This is a genomic window from Virgibacillus salarius, assembly GCF_039521925.1.
GTDB lineage: Bacteria > Bacillota > Bacilli > Bacillales > Amphibacillaceae > Virgibacillus > Virgibacillus salarius.
Map to the genome: position 1 here is coordinate 12602 of NZ_BAAACY010000033.1, position 20715 is coordinate 33316.

The following is a 20715-nucleotide window of genomic DNA, read 5'->3' on the forward strand; positions in this document are numbered from 1 at the left end:
TATAGTATATCATTTTTTTAATTGCTGACGAAGAGAAAGTGTGATATCTCGATGGTTTAATAGGAACGGCACCTGCCCACTTTAGTGATACTTATTTATACTTGCTCCTTTTCTTTCATTTCTTGTTCTAGTTTGGCTATTTTGTTATCAAATGTACTACGATAGTATGAATTATTAACTCGATACTCGAGTCCTTCGATGTATCTTTCCATCTCCGCAAATTTAGAAAAAGGTTTATCGGATGTTTCGTCTACCACTTTGTTCATCTGATGGTTGGCACGTGCAACATTTTCTCGACCCATTAGCTCCATCCTGCGTAGATGCATATCTTTTAGCTTATGCTTCATATCTTCATACTTCTGCTCTAAGGTGTCTAATTCTTGTTCCGCCTCATCACGTGATGCTTTCAATCGCTCTGCACGAGCTTGATATTCTTCGTGTTCCCTCACTGCAAATGCATGCATTTGCTCTTCTCCTGCTTTCTCAGCAATTTCTGCTTGTTTTAGACGTTTTTCAGCTAGGTCATTAGCCATCTGATACTCTTTTGTAAACTCATCCTTTAACTTATATTGTCTTTCCACAAGCTTTCGCACTTTTTCTTTTTCCTGTTCACTTTGACGTAAGTAATGATTTAATGCTGCAATTGGATTCTTTTGTTCCTTCTGATCCATAAGGTTATGAAGATCACTCGTTACAGAATCTTTAATACGTGTAAATATATTTGTCATTTTTCATGCTCTCCTTTTTTAGTGATGATTTATTTCAGCCCATTCACGCTCAAAATTAGTAAATGGGTCATCTGATTGAACTTCATGAACGATTGGTTCATGGTCTTCTTTTTTCCAGCTTTTATATATAAAGTAAAGTCCAATTGCTGCCACAACACCTATTAATGCAAACATATTTGAAATAGTGATGCTTAACACAATCAGCCCTAAGATAACCCAACCAATCTTTCCAATTGTTGAGTCACTTTTCATAAATTGTTTAAAGATAATGTAAAGTAGCCATATTCCTAAACCTAAAAACACCATTGGTCCCAAGTTTGCTACTAATACGATCAATGCAGCTAACCCTGCTAGAAATAATAGAAATTTCTTCACTTTGTTTCCTCCTTTCTTTATCTTAATTCCATATTACAGAAGTGTAGGGATTATCGTAATGAACTACAGCCATATTTTGAACTAGTACCTGAGACGTAGAAAAGTGTTAAATTGCAGAACAAAAGCGCCCGCGTTTAGAAACGTAGCAACTGGAGCGAGCCAGCAGTAGATAAAGGAATTATGTGCTTGCGACTCGATGATGATTTAAATTAGGGCGATTCGTGAAGTCGCCTCGTTTCTGGGTCTGGAGCTAAGTGACCCATGTTCATCTGTGTCGCTATCGCTTCGCTTATATATTAAATAGGTTGCTTATTAAATTCTCACCATAAACACAAACACTGTAAGTCTTTAATATAAAACCATTTATTCGAACAAAACTAGCAAGGGTGAAGAAGTGATTTTCGTGATAAATAGTTAGGAAGCTATGTTCTAAGCATATAAAACTCACTCTGAATCGGGTGAATTTTCAATCTTATATGCTAAAATAAAGTATAAGTCTAAAAAAGGAAAACTAATTTGGGGGATGAAATTTATGAAAGTGTTTCCACAGATTTCTTTAATGTTTATACTGGTTGCGGCATTACTGACAGGGTGTGACGAGGGAGAGGCACAAAATCCAGATGGTCCTGTGACGATCCAGCAATATAACCAACTGGAGAATAGAATGGAATTCGATGATGTAATTGACATGCTGGGACAGCCGGATCTTATTAATTTCAAAGAAAATACGGAGGATGAAGTGGAATTCATCGATGAAAACACCTTGTACAGCTGGGATGGCGCAGCTCCGGACTCCGGAATAACTTTACGTTTCAGAGACGGGAAACTTTCCAGTAAACAACAGGTAGGTCTTGAGTAGGTATGTGGAATAATATTGCCAAGTCTTTCAGAGAAATTACTCTTATTCTATTCGTTATATTGCTAATTAGCTGTACACCTGGGTTATTCCAAACCCAGAGCTTTACCTATTTCTTACAAACTTTGGGGGCTGGGATTTATTATTTGTTACAGCCGCAGAAGCTAACCGTTCCATTAAGCAATGGCGAGGAAGTAACTTTCTTTGCAGCGGTTTCCAACGCATATTTAAATTCCATTATCATTATACTTGGCTCCCTAATTTTATCCATTATTGTATCCATTCTATTTACATATGTATTTCACATGCTGGCAGCATCTATTAAAAAAGCGCTATCTGGGGTTTTTTTTATCATCGAAGCCATGCCGGATGTGTTAATCGTTTTATTATCTATCCAGTTTTTTATCTGGATTTTTAAGACTACAGGAATTTCTCTGGGGATTTACGAGTTTGGCGGGGAGACGATATACCTCTTGCCAATACTGGCATTAAGTTCCATTCCAACGATCTACCTGTTTAAATATATGGTAGCAGGAATTGCTGAGGAAAAGACCAAACACTATTATTTATTTTCACAATCAAGAGGCTTCGGGGAAAGCTATATCTTTTTCGTTCATCTATTCAGAAACACACTTTTAACACTCCTTCAATATTACAAAAATATCTTTCTGTACATGATTTCAAGCTTATTAATACTAGAAATTATTTTGCGGTTAAGCGGGATCATGAGCTTTGTCAAAGTGTATGGAATTGGAGACTTCCGAATATTAATGTGGGTGCTTATTATGCTGTATTTCCCTCTATATCTATTCAACAGAATAGGGGAATACGCAGTAAACAAATGGACGTTTAGCAAGGAGGTTGATGAGAGTGTTGGGTAAAGTAAACATGAAAATCTGTATAGGCATTCTATTGATCTTGATCCTTGTGTTATTCAGTTTCTTTCCCAATCTAATTCTCTCAAAGAAGCAGGCACCCTCCATTATGCTGGATGACAATGGTGACTTTATCGGGAAGCCGCCCTATTCTCCCGTGGAGTTTCCTCCTTTTGGGACAAATGTTATGGGAGAGTCTTTAGTTTACAACATACTGGCCGGTGCGAAATATACCATTATCTTTGTCCTTATTGTATGCTTGTTCCGTTTTCTCATTTCTTCCGGTTTAGCACTTATATATGCATTTTATATTCATAAGTTTAGAAATCTGGTACAACGTGTTGTAGAGATTACTTATATTATTCCACCTGTTATTATTGTCTTTTTTCTGCTTGCACCAATGCTCTGGTTCTTTCAGGAAGATAGTTTCCGCTTTATGTTTTTGCTGGTGCTTGTATTAATTGGTATTGGCACACCTCCCTTAACGTTATTAATTGGAGATGAGATAAAAGGGGAACTACACAAGGATTATATCAAGATTGCAAAATTACAAGGCGTGAGTAACTTTTATATTTTTAAAAAGCACATATGGAGAAACATAAAACCAAGGATTGGTATTTTCTTTATTCAGAATAATATTCAGCTACTCTTATTATTAATTCATTTGGGAGTACTGGGGATATTCATTGGAGGTAGTAGGAAAATAGATATTACCGAAGAAAGGAGTGCTTTTTTTTCCATCACCAATGAATGGGGTGGATTAATTGGTTCTTCCTATCAGGAATTTTTACATCATCCATGGATTGTAATGTCTCCTCTGTTTTCATTTATGATATTGATTATTTTACTAAAAATCGTACTGGCAGGAATAGAAGAGTCGACCAAATTAAAATAGTTACATATTTCGAATATTAGCTTTTGTGTTAAAATTAATAGAACAGTTCGTTTAAGAAGGTATATAATTAGACTACAAATAGTCACTGTTCATGAAACGGGATAGGTTGTTTCAGGATATATGTTAACGTTTAGGAATGGCAGTGGTTTTAGATATAGCTTAAAAGGAGGCCGTTAGTTGATGAGCTGAGGGGTTAAAATCACGCTTTGGACTCTTGTTGGTGTTTTTATTATTTTCTCTATTGTCAGCATTGCAACCTTCTATGCTTTCGAGTTCCGTTGAGTAAGCGGGCGTGTTTATTTAATATCGTTTATTTTTCCAATTTTGGAATTTTTGAAGGGAGAAAAAATATGTACATAAAAACAGAAAGATTAATTATACGTCATTTTGAATTAGATGATTGGGAAGGAGTATATGAGTATGCTTCCCAAAAGAGTGTAATGAAATATATGCCAGAAGGTGTATTAACAAAAGAAGAAACAAAGAAGTTCATCCAAAAAAATATTGATGATTCAGCTGAAAAATTCCCAGTAATACTAGCTGATGAGAATATTTTAATTGGACATTTAGAATTTTTTAAATATTCCGGCGATCATTCTTATGAAATAGGGTGGGTATTTAACCCTAAATATTATAATAAAGGTTACGCTTCCGAAGCTGCATCTGCGATAATAAAATATGGTTTTGAAGACTTAAAGTTACATAGAATTGTTGCTACATGTCAGCCAGAAAACATTCCTTCGTACCGTGTTATGGAAAAGATCGGCATGAGAAGAGAAGGTTATTTTAAAAAATGCATCCCTCATGGTGATCAATGGTGGGATGAATATTCCTATGCTATTTTAGAGGAAGAATGGGATAACTAAATAGTTTCTGCTACATTGTCAGTTACCTTATTGTGCTTACGGGTGTAATAACGAGCGGTTATAAATAAAGAGAAATTTCAATCGGTGGGGGGTTTTTGTTTTATCCCCCCGATGGTTCGTACCACAAGGGTATGACCTAAAAGCATTTGAACCAATCAGGTCCAACATATTTAATATTCGATAGTGAGAACGAATGCAACTACGAAGAATTAAATTCAATTTTTTGTGAAATGTCAGATTATTTAATAACATAAATTATTATAATCAATTCGTTTAATTGAGAATTATTATCACTTATTGTATATTAGTTAGTAACAATACATAAAGTGAGGAGAATATATAATGAAAATATACTGGACTAAAATAAATAAGATTATTGAAGAAACGCCTGAGGTAAAAACATACCTGCTCGACTGTCCGGACGACTTTACATGGGAAGAAGGTTCCCACACCCACTTCGCACTGGAAGGTTTTAATGCTGGAGATAAACCAAATCGCAGCCTGATTCGCCACATGTCCATCTCCACTTTACCGCACGAAAATTCAATCGGTATCACAACACGTATCAGAGAGCAGTGCTCTGAGTTTAAAACGATTTTAAGAAATCTTAAGGTCGGCAATGAAATTGCAATATTTAAAACGCATTCGAATGTACCACTTAAACGAGAAGACAAAAATGTTTACCTTCTGTCATCAGGTGTCGGTCTAGCAACTTTCAGACCGCTTGTACTTGATTATTTTGAACGTGCTGATAACGTCAATAAAATTCATTCCCTAAACATCGATTCATCAAAAGAATTCTTATTCACTGATATTTTTAAATCCGTACCAGACAAGAAGTTTACATCGCAGTTCGTCGATAACCGTAAAGATTACTATGAAGAAGTGAAAGATCTTGCTGCAGACAAGGATGGGCTCTTCTACGTTGTCGGTAGCGACGAATTCCTCATACAGAACATTGAAATGCTACGTGAGCAGGGCATCAAGCCGGAACAAATTATGCTCGACAAGCATGAACACGAACTGCCTAAGTTTTTATCATTTGATTTGTCAATTTAAGCGAGAAATATATTCTCTTGGTACATACTAAATAGATGTTGCGCTAACGAGTGTTTTTCTGGAATAACGGCATTTAAATTAGTTATTACATTCATGGAATGACACATCGAAAAGTAAAAGCTAAGTATAAATGAATGTTTTTTGAAATGCATCCAAACGGATTAATTGTTGTTGGAAGGGTTAGAAAAAGCAAAATATAATAACGAAATAGATTCAACGGATGTGGCAATAGCATTTACAGTTGTACTGAGGTGGAAAAATATACAAAAGAAGGAAATGTGATTTTATAAGAAGATTGATTATAACCTACTAAGAGTACCACCAAGAAAACGCGAAATTATAAAGGTAAGGAAATTACAATGTTAAAAAGCCCAATTCCTCAGCTTTAATTGAGAAATTGGGCTTTTTTCCCGAAACCCTCTAGCTTTAACTTACTTTCTTGTTACTGTTTCTGAACATACATAATGAAAAAGCAAATCTTCCGTATTTTTTAATGATGATTCATGCGTTCTTTCGAATGCATGAGATGAATCAATTCCAGGTCCAATTAGTCCATGAATAATATCATGACCAGCTCTAATAGCTGCCGAAGCATCGGAGCCATAATACGGGTAAATATCTAATTTATAGCCGATATTATTTTTTTGCGCTAAATCTACTAAATGCTTGCGGAGCCCATAATGGTATGGTCCTGATGCATCCTTCACACAAATAGAAACCGTATATTCGTCAGTGGATTGACCATCTCCCATTGCCCCCATATCTACAGCCAGATATTCTGTTGTTTCTACAGGAATATTTGAATTCCCCCCATAGCCAATTTCCTCATTATTAGAGATGAGAAAATGAGTCGTATAGGGTAGCTCTATGGATTCTTCTTTTAGCCGCTTAATAAGCTGTAGTAAAATACCGACACTCGCCTTATCATCTAAATGACGTGATTTTATAAATCCATTTTCTGTTACCTGTACGCGAGGATCAAAAGAAACAAAGTCTCCAACTTCTATACCTAGTGAGCGTATATCATCAGCATTTTCAACCTTTTCATCAATTCGCACTTCCATATTCTCTTTATCTCGTTTTGCTTCACCCGCATCTTTATATACATGAACCGATGTTTGATGCATTAAAATAGTACCTGTATAATTTTTACCATTGGCTGTATGAATCGTACAGTATTCACCTTCAATTGAATTAAAGTTAAACCCACCGATCAAGTCTAGACGCAATCTCCCATTATTCTTGACTTCTTTCACCATTGCTCCTAGCGTATCGACATGTGCTGTTAGCATACGATGCTCACTATTGTTTTTACCAGGTAAAGTGGCAATTAACCCTCCCTTAAGATTACGTTTTGTCTCTACATTTAATGCTTGAAGAAATTCCTCGACATAGCTGATAACTTGATCGGTATAACCAGATGGACTTGGAATCGATACCAATTTCTCAATAACTCCCTTTGTTTCTGTTACATTTGGATATGTATGCATAATTTTCCCCTCCACGATGGTTTATATATTTTCTTTAGCTATGTTGTCTACGATCCTCTCTGCTGCCCTACGATAATAATTACTCATATTTACGAAAGAAGCAACCAATAATAACTGTGTTAAGTAGTCAGATTTCTCACTATCTAGTGCCACTATATGCCTCGTTACTTCTTCAGACAACAACGACATTTCGTCTTTTAGTTGCCCCATGCTTTCATCGGCCATTTGAACATAACGCTTATATAAGTCCGTTAAATCAAAGCCTTCTTCGGTTATCATTGTGTTTAACGGATCTAAAGTCACCTTTACATCATTTATGGATAAAGCTCCTTTCATTTGATAGATCATGGCAATAAGCATCATATGAACTTTTGAATACTTTTTATTCTCAATAGGGAAAAATAATTTACCCTTCGCATAATTATTGATCATTGTTTTAGTTAGTACTTTTTCATTTTCATCTCGCTTTAAAATACCAAACTTATTTTCAAATAACTGAATAACCTGATCCATATACAAATCCAAGTCTGGGATTTCTTCTAAAGAAAGCTGACTATTTAATTGCATGCCGTCTAAAATGTCTTTATTGTTTTCCATTATTCAACCTCTTTAACGTTTTGTCCTAAACATTTCTATCCCATTATTATACGTGAGAATAAATATGAAGTAAACCTTGACTACATATCAAAATACATATATCATTTAAATATAGTTTTTAAAACTACATAACATTATAAAGGTGTTGATTACATGTGTATACATATTCGTGAGCCAATTAATGGGCTTACACATTTATTCGGAGCTGTTTTATCCTTCGCTGGATTGCTAGCACTAGTCATAAAAGCAACAGCTACAACAGATTCTTCACTAGCTATTGCAGCTGTAATTGTATTTGGTATTAGTATGACATTGTTATATGCTGCCTCGGCCACCTATCATATGGTGATTGCAAGAGATCAAGTCATCGCATTTTTGCGGCGAATCGACCACTCAATGATATATGTATTAATTGCCGGGACGTATACGCCTTTTTGCCTAATTAGTCTACAGGGGACCTTAGGGTGGGCACTATTTGTGATTGTTAGTACACTAGCAGTACTCGGTGTTGTTTTTAAATTAGTATGGTTTCATTCACCTAGATGGCTATCTACTTCATTATATATAGGTATGGGTTGGATTGTTGTATTCTTCAGTTCATCTCTAGCACCAATTATTAATACAAGTGGGATGATATTACTTGTATTAGGTGGTGTTTTTTATACGATTGGTGGCATCATTTACGGGCTTAAACCAAAAATATTATCATTTAAACATATGGGATTTCATGAGATTTTCCACATATTTATTCTAATTGGTAGCCTATTTCATTTTATTTGCGTCTATGGATATGTCTTATAAGGAATTAAAAAACGTGTGGTTTTTATTAAAATGCCCTTTACAAAGGTGACTTTATATAAACCACACGTTTCTATTATTTAGATTAAAAACAACACCTTCTCAAAAGAACGCTCTCTTTCAACAGGTCCCTTTGAAACATCCTTATTCTTTTAATCCTTCTGAGGATCAGAAGGATTAGATATATCAGATAGAGCTTCTCCAGCTTCATTCTCTAATTGATTATCTACTGCTAAATCTCCTAAAGCAACCATTCCAACAATTTGTCCGTTCTCGACAACTGGCAAGCGACGGATTTGCTGTTGCGCCATAAGCTGCGCAGCTTCATGTGCATCCATTTCTGGTGTACCTTGAACGACTTGTTGTGCTGTCATCACTTGAGAAACCGGAGTTTGGGCAGCTTCTCCCTGCGCTGTAGAACGTAACGTAATATCACGATCAGTAATCATCCCAACTATGCTTCCATGTTGATCTACAACCGGAAGCGATCCAATATTATGTTCGCTCATTAGAGCAGCTGCTTCTTGTATCGATTGTGTATCATTGACTGTATACACATTCGATGTCATAAAATTTCGTAATTGTTGATGCATTAGTATGAACCTCCTTTTTACAGTAGCATTCGTCATTTGGCTTATTTTTATTATAAAATAAAACAAAAATAAACGTGTCACCATGCAGTGACACGAAACATATGCTTACTTCTTAAAGAAAGTAGTAATTAATGGACTTACTTGACCATATATCTTCCCCATTTGCGAGGCAACTTCTGTCATTTTATTAAAATCCAATTGTCCATCTTGATCACGGAATTGGGCAATAATATTTTCTGTTGTAGATGCTTTCTTAGGAGTATTCCTGCCTTGGAGTGGTCTTCCAAACCAATCAGCTTGACGTCTAGGAGGTGCTTGCCTCATTATTGATCTTCTTTGTCTATCAGGAAACATACCTACATCACCTCTTCATTATAGTCTGTTATAGTTTATGTGCTGACATGTTCAGTGATAAGGATATTTATACTAGGATTTATCATCTTCAACAAATTTTTTCTTGTAATGTGCTAATGCTAAAAGCGGGAAAAGGTATTCATAACTGTGATAATGCATGTAAAAGCTACCAGGTAGTGCTTGACCCTTTGGATAGTTTGTCGTCCAATTATTTTGTTTTTCTTGATTAGATAATAAAAAATCCATTCCTCGTTTTATTCCGTTCGTTTTTTTAACCTCAGCAGTAATCAACGTATCAAGCGCCCAAGCTGTTTGTGTCCGTGTGCTTTCCTTTAATGGAATATACGTTTTCTCCTGATCACTTTTACATGATTCCCCCCATCCACCATCTTCATGCTGTATTCGATACAACCAATTAACCGCTCTTCTGATTGAGGCATTCCCTGGATTAATTCCTGCTGCAACTAGTCCTGTTACTGCTGCCCAAGTACCATATATATAGCAAATACCCCACCTTCCATACCAAGAGCCATTCTGCTCTTGATTTTTGATTAACCAATGAACAGCTCGCTTTACTAGCGGATGAGACTGATTCAATTTCGTAAACGTAGCTAGGAATTCTAATGTCCTGCCAGTTAAATCTGCTGTTGAAGGATCAAGTAATAGTAGCTCTGCTCCTTTTATTGGCAACCATGTTAGAAGTAAGCTATCTACATCTTTTTCAAATGCTCCCCACCCACCATCATCATTCTGCATTGCTAAAATCCATTCTACTCCCCTATCCCATATAAAGCGATCCGTATTCTTAGTAAGGACACTTGTTCGTAGAGCTCGTAATGCTGCTGTTGTATCATCATGATCAGGTACTATAGTATTGACGTTGGAAAATCCCCATCCGCCGGGAAGTATATATGGTGTGTGAATTGCCCAATCTCCATAGAACTGTTGTTGTTTAGCACGAATATAATTTGTAGCCTCTTGAATGGTCTTTGAACGCGAAGAAACACCTGCTTCCTGTAAACTATAACTAATGAGTGACGTATTCCAAACAGTGGCAGTTGTAAATTGCATATGCAGTTGATTATCAACGGTGGTGATAAAGGATCTTAATCCTTTTATCGCTCGTTTAATAACGGGATGATCCTTCCTGTACCCTCTTGCTATTAAAGCGAAAATCATCAGAAATGTTGAACTAAAATAGGTATTAAATGTTCCATCTGGTTCCACTCGCTGAAGTATATACGTTTCAGCTCTGTTTAACGCTAATTCATGTAATTCATGAGGCAGTCCTATTAATTTTTTTATCCCGCCTTTTAATATAGAAAAAAACGTTTGCCACTCCCGTAAATCTTCTTCCCAATTGGCCTTTCTCTGCATAGTTAGATCCGATAAATTAGGTGATGCAGATGTTGTTAACTGCAACTTTTTATCTGCTACTAGTAATATAGGTATGAAGTGAGCACGAGCGTAGACAGAGAAATCAAAAAGATTAATTGGAAAATAAGCTGGGAGCAATATGCCCTCAATGGGTATCGGTATATGCCTTGGCCAACTATATTGTCCTGTTAAGGCGAGCATTATTTTAGCAAATAATTGAATATTATTCAGTCCACCGTTACTTATTATAAAATGGCGAGCCTTTTGGATATGCTTATCATCTATTGTGTAATAGCCACTATAAAGTAAAGCATAATAGGCTTCAACTGTAGCTGTAAGATTTCCTGGTCCTTCATCATAAAATAATTTCCATGCACCATTTGCTTGTTGTTTATTTGCAATTCGTTCAGCTAAAGACTTTATCAAATTAGAATCATTGATTTCCAACGTTCGTAATAGAATAATCATATAACTATCAGTTGTTATACCTGTTTCAAATGGATAAGTCCAAGATCCATCCTGATTTTGCGTTCCTTTCAATTCATCCAATAACTTATTCATCGCTGCTTCCAGTTGTTTATCCATACGATATGTACTCCTTTTTGAAAGCTATTATGGAAAAACATATGCCACTACTACGATGCATATGCCTTAGAAGGAGGTGCTTTATGATAAAATGTATGGTTAAAAAACGAGCAACGAGCAATCGGAAATTAAAAAGACATTTAAAACATATCATTAGACATAGACCTCTGTCTGTTTCTGAATCCGATCTCACCGAATGGGAATTTAACCTCATTCAACAAATCAAAGCAAAAACAAGCAAATTAAATAAGAATAACGTAACAAGAACAAAAGCTTATTACCAATTTTACTGCGTTTATCCGGAAATTCACTGGGCACTCTTAGGTCATCTAGTTTCTAGAAATGGTGGTTGGAATATGACAGACCTTAAAGGAGATTTACTTCCCAGATTAATGACAGAGGCTGAGCGTGAACATTTTTTCTTATTTTTAGAGCGGGGAAACTGGCTCATTTTTCAAGACGTATTCCCACAATGTTTATTATATCAACATAGTCTGATAAACCAGAAGAACTTATTCTACTTACTTCCATACTTGAATGTTTCGGTGTTTATGGAAGCTATTTGGAATGATTTTTGGAAGTTTAGGGATTGTCGAAAATTAGCTATTGCGATGGTCATTAATGAACAGAATTATTTAGAAAATAGAGTCGTTCTAAACAAGCAATTTCAAGAAACCGTATTACACACCATCGAATTTAAACTATACGATGCTTTACGATTCAACCACATTATCTTCCCTAAACTTAGTGAAGTAACTGGTAGGCCTCGGATTATCGGCGAAACACTTTATCAATTCGCTGATCTACATAAACGAATTATGATCGGCATTCGCTTATATGACTTACTTTTTCAACGTAAACCCGTTCTACAAGCTATCTTACAATGGGCAAGTAAGCATCCGCATACGGGTTCGCGGTCTGATTATTGGAAAGATCTATTTCATCCAGTAAATGAATCTGTACCAGGTACCATATACAAACGAAGAACCAAGCATTGCAAGTTAAGAAAGGATGAACCACGTATTTATAGTCCACCATTAAAATTTGCTTGGAAGGATATAGAACATGAGGAGGCAGAAAAAGGGGATTGGTTCAACGACTTTCGAATATTACATTACTTAGATAAAAAAGAAATAGATACAGGTGGGGATATATATGATGATTATTGTAACGACCTCGAAAAAATCGAATTTGCGATTATCGCAAAAAATGCGATCTTCCAAAAGTAAGCGATCTATTCATGCATATATCACTGTAATATTATTCGCCTCACTAATCGGTACTTACTTAGATTTAGTTTGCGTTGAAATGGGGATGTATTCCTTTCCTATACGACTATTTCCAGGACTCTTTTCCATTAATATACTATTTACGCTCATCATTCTCCCAGTAGCTTCCATTTTATTTATCCGTGTTATGCGCCACTTAAAAACCATTCCCCGTACCTTTTTCCTCTTTACATGTAGCTTTCTGATTTGCATGATTGAACAAATAGCTGAACAAGTAGGCTTGTTTGTTCATCATGAGGATTGGAATCACATTTATTCGTTTGTTGGTTACTTCATCTTTTTAGTTGTCATATGGAAGGGATTTAGTTGGTTGTCTAAATAATAAAAGCTTACAAATATAGTGTAGTACTCCTTTCTTAATCATCTGCCATTAGGTAATGTAAAAACTCTATTACACTTTTGCGATTGCTGTTTTTTACTTTTTTATAAGCGTTGCTTACATAATCTCTAATTGTTTTTTCAGATAATTGTAGGGTATTGGCAATTTCTTTATTACTGTAATTTTTATACATTAAATACAATACGTCCATATCTCGCTTACTAACATCTATACCATTACTACATAATTTCTGTTTCAGCTTTTCTTTATTACCAATATTTTTTGGCCCAATTATATCAATCATTTGCTTTGCAATAGCTTCGGAAAAAACAAATTGACTATCGTAAACATTTCTTATGGAATGAACAAGTCCTTCGCCGGTAATAGTACTTACTAAGAACCCTCGTCCTTCTTTATCAATTGCTGTACGAATAACATTCACGTCCACATCTGACATCATAAACATTAAACTTATATGTGAGTAGCTCTCTCTAATTTCCTTTAGCTTAGACTTAATAGATTTCGTAAATTTATTTAACTGTATGAGTGCAATATCAGGTTTAAAATCCTCTAGTTTCTTAAAGATCGTTCGATTATTCGTATTACGTTCAATTTCTAACACTTCGATATCCGGTTCGTTCTCTAATAATAAATGTGTGTTTTGATTTATACCTTCACTCATATTTATGCATACAACTTTAATCATCTGACTTCCCTACTTTTATTTACAGATTGAAAAAATAATCCTGTAGCAATTAAACAACTACAGGATTTAACCATTAAACTTCACGATCTATTAATCTACCCTTTAATGCAATACGCTCTTTTCCATCTATTGTACAGGTGATTAATGTAATTTCCCTTTTATTATCTTTATCCTCAAGAATCTCAACCTTCGTTGCCTCAATAACTTCTGACGAGGTAATCTCATATACATATTTCTTAGTCGCCGTATGAAGAATAGCTTTATCACCTATCGACACTTCTGGCAACTGGCGAAAATGTCGATCACCTCGATATCCACGATGCCCTGCTATTGTAAAGTTTCCCTCACCTGGAGTTTGATTCGGTTTAATCTGAGTTAATGCAATACTCAAATTCGCTTCAGTAGTTTCAGGCAACACCTTTTGTTTTAAGTCGATGGAAGGGATTTCTAATTCAATCACTTGCTTTAATTCTTCTTGTGTGAAGGGCAAATCATCGATTGTAGATAAATCCACTGACTCATCGTCTGATTGCGCTATCAAGGATAACGCGTCTTCAAGAGCATTTACTTCTTTTTGTTGATTCCATTCATAGTATAAAGGAATTGCAACTAAGATGAGTCCGATGAAAATAAACGCTCCCCCAATTATTTTATTTCTATTCATCAATGAACGCATCCCTTTGCTTACCAAAAATTATACTTGTTTACGTCTTCGGAACACGACTATCGTTCCAATCATTATTGACGTAATTCCTAATATCAACAAATACCTAAGCCATTCTTCTCCAGTTTGTGGAAGTTTATTATAGGTTGGCGTAGTATCTTCTGGTTTGTCGGTTCCTGATAGTGTAGCTTGATTTGTAGCAGTTAACCTGACAAGGTCTGATTGACCTTTTTCTATCTTGAATGGAATCGGTGTAGAATCCAATTGATAGCCTATCGGTGCTTTTGTTTCCACAAATTGATAGCTTCCAGGCTTTAAATTATCTACGGTAATTTGACCTTGCGCATCCGTCAGTAGCCCTTGCTTCAACGTCTTACCATTTGCATCTTGAAGCTTGAATTCAGCGTTTGGCAACAGCTTATCGCTATTACTATGATCAACTTTGGTAAGTACAACAGAGCCTGGAATTATTTTATTTTCTACATTTAGTTGAACCAATTTGACATCCGCTTCTGTTTTACTTTTCTCGATTGTAAATGGAATGGATGTGTCATCTAAATAATAGCCAAACGGAGCTTTGGTTTCGACAAACCGATAGTTTCCTGGTTTTAAATCGTCTACAACTAGCTTTCCAGCTTTATTTGTTGTTAAGCCTTCTTGTAGTATATTTCCTTCTGCATCCTCCAATGTAAATTCCGCACCAGATAAAGATATATTACTGTTATCTGCATCTACCTTCGTCAATTCCACCTTACCAGTAATCCATTCATTTTCTGCAGTAATAGATAATGGTTCAGCTTGACTTTTCTTAACTTCAAATTCAATTGGTTTTTGATCTAATTGATAATACGCTGGTGCTTTTGTTTCTACAAATTGATAATGACCTGGTCGTAGATTGTTTATCAGAAGTTTTCCATCTTCATTCGTTGTCATTCCTTTTTTGATGGTATTCCCATCCTTATCTTGTAATTCAAATACAGCATTCTCTAGGAATTTTTCATGGTCATATTTGTCAACTTTCGTTAATTCTACTGAGCCAGGAATGAGTTGATTCGTAACCTGTACCTTTGTAACATGGACAGTATCTTCCGTTTTACTTTTCTCAATGGTAAACGGTATCGGTTTTTGATTTAGCTGATAATGTTCTGGTGCTTTTGTTTCTACAAATTGATAGTTTCCTGGTTGTAAGTTATTAACAACCAACTTTCCATTACCATTCGTTGTTATGTCTTCCTTCATCAGGTTTCCTTCATTATCTAATAAGTTAAACGTTGCACCTTCAAGTACGATTTCCTTATTATCACTATCAACCTTTGTTAATTCTACCTTACCCCTTATTAATTGATTAGGAGCTTCAACTAAAATCGTTGCTGTTTCTCCATCTTTCACCGTAAATGGAATTGGTTGATGGTTACGTTGGTAAAACGTTGGTGCTTTTATTTCCACAAATTGATAGTTACCAGGTTGTAAGTTTCCAACAAATATCTCGCCCGCATCATTCGTTGTTAAAGATGGATGAACAATCGTTCCATCTGCCTTTTCTAGCTTAAACGTCGCACCTTTTAACACTTTTGCATGATCTTTTTGATCAAATTTAGTTAATTGAACAGAACCTAGTTTTTCATTTTCTGCTGATAAATAAATAGCTTCTGTTTGTTTATCATGAATAGAAAAAGGAATAGGTTTTTCACTCAATTTGTACCCATCTGGGGCTTTTTTCTCCATAAACCTGTACTCACCTGATTTAAGCTGATCGATAAAAATGATCCCCTGATCATCTGTTGTTAATTCTGCAATTTCTTCATACGTGTCTCCAACTTTTTCTTGTAATGAAAAAACTGCACCAGCTAATACTTCATTCGTCTCTTTGTCTTTTTTCGTCAGTTCTACTGCACGGATTATCTCGGTGTTCGTAACCGTTAGCTGATTCCCTGTTTTTTCATTGTTTCCTTGCTCAAAAGGCTGATCAATCGTAATAGTTTGTTTCTTATTATCTATCAAATATCCATCTGGGGCCTTTTCCTCTGTTAAAATATAATCTCCATATAGCAATCGATCAAAAGCAACTACGCCGTCTTTTCCAGTCGTTTGCCTATCAATAACTACACCACTATCTTTATCTACGAGAGAAAATACTGCTCCTTGTAATGGCACCCCTGTTGCTTTATCCGTTTTCGTAACGGTCAGGTGTCCAATTTCACCTGTACCATCACCCATCCCAGAGGTACGTCGTACTTGAACCGTCTCACTTGATTCATGCTCAACGATATCAATGTTCTCTCCGTTAAACGATACGTCATTTTTTATTTTAGATCCAGGTTTAGCTAGAATAAGTGATTGATATTCCAAGATATACGCTTCATTGATCTCTTCTGAAAATGTAAGTGTAAAAGAATCAGGATTTTTATGAAGTGTTAACGTATAATCTTTGTCGCGCTCTAATTTATCTTTCTTTGCTACTTTCCCATCCTCACTTATCGTTGTAGCGTACACATCAAATGAGCTTTCCAATAACGATTGGTTCTCACTAGGGTTATCAATAACAGTAGCGTTGGTAACCCGAGACTGTCCAAAATTAATATTTACCTTCCAATCAATAATTTTGCCATTTTGTTTCCCTGTCTTTGTTGTATACTTTCCTCCATGCGGAATGGCAACAGAAGCATGTAGATCCGTCTCTTTTGTTTCACCATTGTATAAAGTTGCTGTATTTTCATAGCTCGCGTCTACAAGATCTAAATCCTTAAGGCTTGTTTTATAGACGATTTTATACGGTGAATGAATTTCCTGATTAAACGAAATTTGAAAACCTGGAGTTCCATCCTTGTCTTTAATCCAACTTATGGAGTAGTCTTCACTTGGTACATGCTCTTCGACTTCCGTTCCATTTTCGCCGCCAGTCAAATTCATCTTATATATGGTAATCGAATCTTTTACTAGCCGCTGATTTCCTTGAATGAAGTCTTTTATAATAGGATTTTCGATTGTTTTTAAATTATAGTTTACTCCAATATTCCAGGTGATTTCTTTATCTACCGCATTATAGGAGCCATACTTAAACCCGTTCGACTGTGTATACTCATCTGGTTTAAATTGCTTGCTTGTCTCTTGCGTTTTTGAGCTTCCGTGTTCATCCGTCCAATTAAATATTGCCTTATTTTCTAAATAATTCTTCCCTTTATCCGCTCTTGCTTCGTAAATAAATTCGGTAGTGTATGTTATGGTATGCGGCGTATTTATTTGATTGTTAAACCGAATTTCAAATTGATTAGCTTCATTTTTAATTAATGTATAGTCTTTTCCTTCAACAAGTTCCTTATTCTCAGTTGTAATTTTAAGCGTTTCCGGTTTTAAGATTAGCCCTTCATTCGTAAATACATCGGTTAAAACCACATCGTTCATTGGGTGCTTATCTTTATTAAATGTAACGGTCCAATCCACGGTTTTATCCTTATAATTTGGTGTTCCGTGACTCTTAAATAAGATTTGTTGGCCGATATTCTGACTACCCTCTGCGTTATGATTGGCAGTTTCTACTTTATTCGTTATTTTTTCATTTTCAAAAACGCGTTCGGACGCTTTTGTTTGATAAGTAATTTTATAGGCAGATGTAACATTTTCATCAAACTGTAGATGAAATCCATTTTTTCCTGCTTCTGTCTTAGCGGTTACTGTATAATTCTCAAAATCTTCACCATTACCTACCTCATTACCATCTTTATCAATAGTGATCTTCTTAACGTCAAAAGAGCTCTCGACAAGGTCTTGACTGGTGTTAAAAAAGTCTTTTAATAGAGCATCCTGCTGTTTAATTGTTTTTTCATTATAGTTGTATTTAATTTCCCATGTAATTATCTGATTTTCTTTATCGTAGGCTATTGATTGTTTTTCTAAAGGACTGCCACGCTTGACACTTACCGTAGCATCTGCAGATTTTGGTTGTTGGTTATCAGAAACCAAACTTGCTTCATTATGAAATGCCTTCTGATCTTCATCTGTAATTTCTGTTTGATATACTAACCGAAAAGCAGTATGAATATCCTTATCAAAAACAATGGTAAAATCTTCACCGTTCTCCGTCTTACCTATTGTATACGTATTAGGATTCACTTCTTCTCCCAATGATACTTCCCCATTTAGCTTTGTATCTAGATGATAGAGTTTAATGGAGTCAGCCAATAAGGATTGACCTGCCTGAATAGGGTCTTGTAACAGTGGATTCTTGAGTGACTCTAGACTTTTATTAAAGTCGACTGTCCACTCAATTGTCTCCGCATTATAATCACGATTTGGTATTCCTTTTTTCTCAACAGAAGGTCCAATTGGTAGAAATTCGATTGGGATCGTAACCGATTCTTTACCCTCAATTGGTGTAACGATCACTTCTTTCTCTTCTGTGATAATAATATCTTCACTTAACTCCGTCCAGATCTCGATAGAGCCATTGATGTTTGAAAACTCTTCAATAAACTTCGTAAACGTAATGGTAGCTGATCCACTCTCATTAACAGAGAAATACCCGATTGTTTCTCCGTTAAAATTCATTTCAGCTTTATCAATACTGTTATATACTTTAAGCTCCTTTGGAACGTCAAAGTGAAATTCATCTCCAGCTTTATATCCATGATTATTTGCAAGTTCCCATGTATAATTGATGGATATAAGCGAATTAATATCTGGTTTTTCAACTGCATTACCGTCAGTATCCTCATAGGATAATTCAGCACTTGTAAGAATGTTTTCCATTATTTCTTTTTTGGCGGTAAGTTTATTCTTTTTCTCTGTACCCTCACTCTGTGCCGTATCTGATTCACTGCTTTTTTCGCTTTTACGTTCTACATGATCATCTTCTTTAGGGAGATTGTCCTCAATGGTAGATTTTTCTTCTTGCTTTTCGTTAGATTCAGTGTCTTTGTGAGGTTTTTCTTCTGCTTCCTCTTCCAATGCTTGCTGATTATCCGTTTCATTGGTCAAGGCAGGGGAATCTTGATGCGCAAGATCTATAATAAATGTCCCACTTGCACGAGGTGCATTCGCTATTTCCTCATTGAAGGTTATTGTTATCGTATTATTCGTATCTGTATAATACGCTCCAACCTTCTTACCTCCATTTGTTACTTCTCCTTGATAATTCTTTTCCATGTCTACACCAGTAGGCAAGTCATGGATGTAAGCTTTATCTTTTTCAACTTCTAATCCTTCAATAGACCAACTTACTTTCATACTAGAAGCCTTTGTGTCTTGATCCATAATAGGATTACCTGCTTCATCTAAAAGCTCTATCTTCTTTACAATTCCAGTCTCAGCGCCTTGAGCATGACTCTGAATCGGAAATGCTAGACTGCTAGATATAGTTTGCAAAAGAAGCAATAGACTAAAAAGCACATATAGGGATTTTTTCACTACACTATCATCCTTTCTTTTCTCATTAAAATAAAAATAATGGGCATATCGAATCAATTGCCCTTCCGACTTGAAATGGTAACAAAGTAACCTCTACAAAATCTTTACATTTACATAACATTTCCATTATGTAATCGCAACCAAATCATTAAAACTGGGCCTGTAATCCGTTTTTGAAAAGAACAAAAGTGCAAGCACCCGATTAGAAACGTATAAGAAAAACTGAGCAAAATTCGCTCAGTCCTTATCACTAAATGCTCCGATTTACGCTTCCTCTAGTAGCTATTATGGAATAATAGCTACTGCTTGCTTGACCACCACTCCGGCTGCCCACTTCTCTTTCCGTGGGGTTTGTCCTTCAGCTAACTTTTTTAGCAAAACCCGCTCAAAAAAGTGGATCTTCAGGTCAAACATTTCCCACAGGAGTTGAAGTGGCCGGCCTTCGCTATTATCAGGCTCTACAGCGCTAGCATGAAGTAACACAGCTGCTTTTATACTCACGGATAGCGATTTTCACTTTACCCATTGTAAAAAAAGTCAACCTATTACTTATGACAAGAATTGTTGCACCTTCTCATAGCGGAGACGAATTACGTAGACTCCTGCGGGATTAGCGCGAGCCGAAAATCCACTTTGCAACGTGTTCTTCTTTGCAAAGTTAGTTGAGGCCGCACCCGCGGAAAGCGAAGTAATTCGTCGGAGCATTGCCAATATACATCGACCATTTCAAAATAACTACTCGGCTTAACGCAGTCATTGCACTGATTTATACTTTCTTAACTTTTAAGAAAAACTGAGCAAAATTCGCTCAGTCCTTATCACTAAATGCTCCGATTTACGCTTCCTCTAGTAGCTATTATGGAATAATAGCTACTGCTTGCTTGAC

19 protein-coding genes are annotated in these 20715 nt (G+C 35.8%); 8 read left to right on the forward strand and 11 right to left on the reverse strand.

Annotated features, from left to right (window positions below):
* Window positions 1-95: 95 nt before the first annotated feature.
* Together ABDZ84_RS05355 and ABDZ84_RS05360 are read right to left on the reverse strand one after the other, a co-directional pair.
* Window positions 96-728 carry a PspA/IM30 family protein gene (locus ABDZ84_RS05355; protein WP_026680006.1) on the reverse strand — a complete coding sequence of 211 codons (633 nt, stop codon included), beginning with the start codon at window positions 726-728 and terminating at the stop codon, window positions 96-98.
* 18 nt (window positions 729-746) lie between these two features.
* Complete coding sequence (locus tag ABDZ84_RS05360) at window positions 747-1103, reverse strand: lmo0954 family membrane protein (protein WP_026680005.1); 357 nt, start codon at window positions 1101-1103, stop codon at window positions 747-749.
* Window positions 1104-1635: 532 nt separating this feature from the next.
* Between ABDZ84_RS05360 and ABDZ84_RS05365 the strand changes: the two genes are divergently transcribed.
* The 5 genes from ABDZ84_RS05365 to ABDZ84_RS05385 all read left to right on the forward strand — a co-directional run bounded on the left by ABDZ84_RS05365 (window position 1636) and on the right by ABDZ84_RS05385 (window position 5654).
* Window positions 1636-1962 carry a DUF3862 domain-containing protein gene (locus tag ABDZ84_RS05365; RefSeq protein WP_026680004.1) on the forward strand — a complete coding sequence of 109 codons (327 nt, stop codon included), beginning with the start codon at window positions 1636-1638 and terminating at the stop codon, window positions 1960-1962.
* A 143-nt stretch (window positions 1963-2105) separates the two neighbouring features.
* Window positions 2106-2840: an ABC transporter permease subunit gene (locus ABDZ84_RS05370; RefSeq protein WP_281948864.1), complete on the forward strand. Its 735-nt coding sequence runs from the start codon at window positions 2106-2108 to the stop codon at window positions 2838-2840.
* Window positions 2830-3729 carry an ABC transporter permease subunit gene (locus ABDZ84_RS05375; protein ID WP_226983537.1) on the forward strand — a complete coding sequence of 300 codons (900 nt, stop codon included), beginning with the start codon at window positions 2830-2832 and terminating at the stop codon, window positions 3727-3729. Before ABDZ84_RS05370 ends, ABDZ84_RS05375 begins: the two co-directional genes overlap by 11 nt.
* Before the next feature lie 350 nt (window positions 3730-4079).
* Window positions 4080-4595 (forward strand): GNAT family N-acetyltransferase, encoded by a 516-nt coding sequence (locus ABDZ84_RS05380; RefSeq protein WP_026680002.1) that lies wholly within the window; start codon window positions 4080-4082, stop codon window positions 4593-4595.
* Between the two features lie 342 nt (window positions 4596-4937).
* Window positions 4938-5654, forward strand: coding sequence for a hypothetical protein (locus ABDZ84_RS05385; protein WP_026680001.1), 717 nt, complete (start codon window positions 4938-4940; stop codon window positions 5652-5654).
* A 431-nt stretch (window positions 5655-6085) separates the two neighbouring features.
* On the opposite strand, the gene ABDZ84_RS05390 is transcribed toward ABDZ84_RS05385, so the two are convergent.
* Both ABDZ84_RS05390 and ABDZ84_RS05395 read right to left on the reverse strand, forming a co-directional pair.
* Window positions 6086-7144, reverse strand: coding sequence for a M42 family metallopeptidase (locus ABDZ84_RS05390; protein ID WP_205388789.1), 1059 nt, complete (start codon window positions 7142-7144; stop codon window positions 6086-6088).
* Between the two features lie 21 nt (window positions 7145-7165).
* Window positions 7166-7741, reverse strand: a complete 576-nt coding sequence (locus ABDZ84_RS05395) for a DUF1836 domain-containing protein (protein WP_343780480.1) — start codon at window positions 7739-7741, stop codon at window positions 7166-7168.
* A gap of 153 nt (window positions 7742-7894) precedes the next feature.
* Here ABDZ84_RS05395 and trhA point away from each other — a divergent pair, with 153 nt between their 5' ends.
* On the forward strand, window positions 7895-8542 hold the full coding sequence (trhA, locus tag ABDZ84_RS05400) for a PAQR family membrane homeostasis protein TrhA (RefSeq protein WP_343780482.1): 648 nt from the start codon (window positions 7895-7897) through the stop codon (window positions 8540-8542).
* Window positions 8543-8691: 149 nt separating this feature from the next.
* Here the strand turns inward: trhA and ABDZ84_RS05405 are convergent, their stop codons facing one another.
* The 3 genes from ABDZ84_RS05405 to shc form a co-directional block, all read right to left on the reverse strand.
* On the reverse strand, window positions 8692-9132 hold the full coding sequence (locus tag ABDZ84_RS05405; protein WP_026679997.1) for a CBS domain-containing protein: 441 nt from the start codon (window positions 9130-9132) through the stop codon (window positions 8692-8694).
* A gap of 105 nt (window positions 9133-9237) precedes the next feature.
* Window positions 9238-9456, reverse strand: coding sequence for a YppG family protein (locus ABDZ84_RS05410; RefSeq protein WP_162986476.1), 219 nt, complete (start codon window positions 9454-9456; stop codon window positions 9238-9240).
* Between the two features lie 102 nt (window positions 9457-9558).
* Window positions 9559-11448, reverse strand: coding sequence for a squalene--hopene cyclase (shc, locus tag ABDZ84_RS05415; protein WP_026679995.1), 1890 nt, complete (start codon window positions 11446-11448; stop codon window positions 9559-9561).
* 83 nt (window positions 11449-11531) lie between these two features.
* Between shc and ABDZ84_RS05420 the strand changes: the two genes are divergently transcribed.
* Together ABDZ84_RS05420 and ABDZ84_RS05425 are read left to right on the forward strand one after the other, a co-directional pair.
* Window positions 11532-12677, forward strand: coding sequence for a DUF2515 family protein (locus tag ABDZ84_RS05420; protein ID WP_121605627.1), 1146 nt, complete (start codon window positions 11532-11534; stop codon window positions 12675-12677).
* Window positions 12604-13059, forward strand: coding sequence for a CBO0543 family protein (locus ABDZ84_RS05425; protein ID WP_152525396.1), 456 nt, complete (start codon window positions 12604-12606; stop codon window positions 13057-13059). Before ABDZ84_RS05420 ends, ABDZ84_RS05425 begins: the two co-directional genes overlap by 74 nt.
* A gap of 34 nt (window positions 13060-13093) precedes the next feature.
* On the opposite strand, the gene ABDZ84_RS05430 is transcribed toward ABDZ84_RS05425, so the two are convergent.
* From ABDZ84_RS05430 to ABDZ84_RS05445, 4 genes are all read right to left on the reverse strand, one after another.
* Window positions 13094-13762 carry a response regulator transcription factor gene (locus tag ABDZ84_RS05430; protein ID WP_026679993.1) on the reverse strand — a complete coding sequence of 223 codons (669 nt, stop codon included), beginning with the start codon at window positions 13760-13762 and terminating at the stop codon, window positions 13094-13096.
* 73 nt (window positions 13763-13835) lie between these two features.
* On the reverse strand, window positions 13836-14426 hold the full coding sequence (locus ABDZ84_RS05435; protein WP_026679992.1) for a class D sortase: 591 nt from the start codon (window positions 14424-14426) through the stop codon (window positions 13836-13838).
* Between the two features lie 30 nt (window positions 14427-14456).
* Window positions 14457-19829 (reverse strand): SpaA isopeptide-forming pilin-related protein, encoded by a 5373-nt coding sequence (locus ABDZ84_RS05440; protein ID WP_051388253.1) that lies wholly within the window; start codon window positions 19827-19829, stop codon window positions 14457-14459.
* Window positions 19830-20114: 285 nt separating this feature from the next.
* Window positions 20115-20330, reverse strand: a complete 216-nt coding sequence (locus ABDZ84_RS05445) for a hypothetical protein (protein ID WP_281948859.1) — start codon at window positions 20328-20330, stop codon at window positions 20115-20117.
* Between the last annotated feature and the right edge of the window lie 385 nt (window positions 20331-20715).

What these genes read in the sequence shown, in the direction of transcription:
- ABDZ84_RS05410 (WP_162986476.1), bottom strand. Translation starts at nt 9,456, where the DNA reads ATGAGGCAAGCACCTCCTAGACGTCAAGCTGATTGGTTTGGAAGACCA.
- ABDZ84_RS05385 (WP_026680001.1), top strand. Translation starts at nt 4,938, where the DNA reads ATGAAAATATACTGGACTAAAATAAATAAGATTATTGAAGAAACGCCT.
- ABDZ84_RS05355 (WP_026680006.1), bottom strand. Translation starts at nt 728, where the DNA reads ATGACAAATATATTTACACGTATTAAAGATTCTGTAACGAGTGATCTT.
- ABDZ84_RS05405 (WP_026679997.1), bottom strand. Translation starts at nt 9,132, where the DNA reads ATGCATCAACAATTACGAAATTTTATGACATCGAATGTGTATACAGTC.
- ABDZ84_RS05395 (WP_343780480.1), bottom strand. Translation starts at nt 7,741, where the DNA reads ATGGAAAACAATAAAGACATTTTAGACGGCATGCAATTAAATAGTCAG.
- ABDZ84_RS05435 (WP_026679992.1), bottom strand. Translation starts at nt 14,426, where the DNA reads ATGAATAGAAATAAAATAATTGGGGGAGCGTTTATTTTCATCGGACTC.
- shc (WP_026679995.1), bottom strand. Translation starts at nt 11,448, where the DNA reads ATGGATAAACAACTGGAAGCAGCGATGAATAAGTTATTGGATGAATTG.
- trhA (WP_343780482.1), top strand. Translation starts at nt 7,895, where the DNA reads ATGTGTATACATATTCGTGAGCCAATTAATGGGCTTACACATTTATTC.
- ABDZ84_RS05420 (WP_121605627.1), top strand. Translation starts at nt 11,532, where the DNA reads ATGATAAAATGTATGGTTAAAAAACGAGCAACGAGCAATCGGAAATTA.
- ABDZ84_RS05430 (WP_026679993.1), bottom strand. Translation starts at nt 13,762, where the DNA reads ATGATTAAAGTTGTATGCATAAATATGAGTGAAGGTATAAATCAAAAC.
- ABDZ84_RS05380 (WP_026680002.1), top strand. Translation starts at nt 4,080, where the DNA reads ATGTACATAAAAACAGAAAGATTAATTATACGTCATTTTGAATTAGAT.
- ABDZ84_RS05425 (WP_152525396.1), top strand. Translation starts at nt 12,604, where the DNA reads ATGATGATTATTGTAACGACCTCGAAAAAATCGAATTTGCGATTATCG.
- ABDZ84_RS05390 (WP_205388789.1), bottom strand. Translation starts at nt 7,144, where the DNA reads ATGCATACATATCCAAATGTAACAGAAACAAAGGGAGTTATTGAGAAA.
- ABDZ84_RS05365 (WP_026680004.1), top strand. Translation starts at nt 1,636, where the DNA reads ATGAAAGTGTTTCCACAGATTTCTTTAATGTTTATACTGGTTGCGGCA.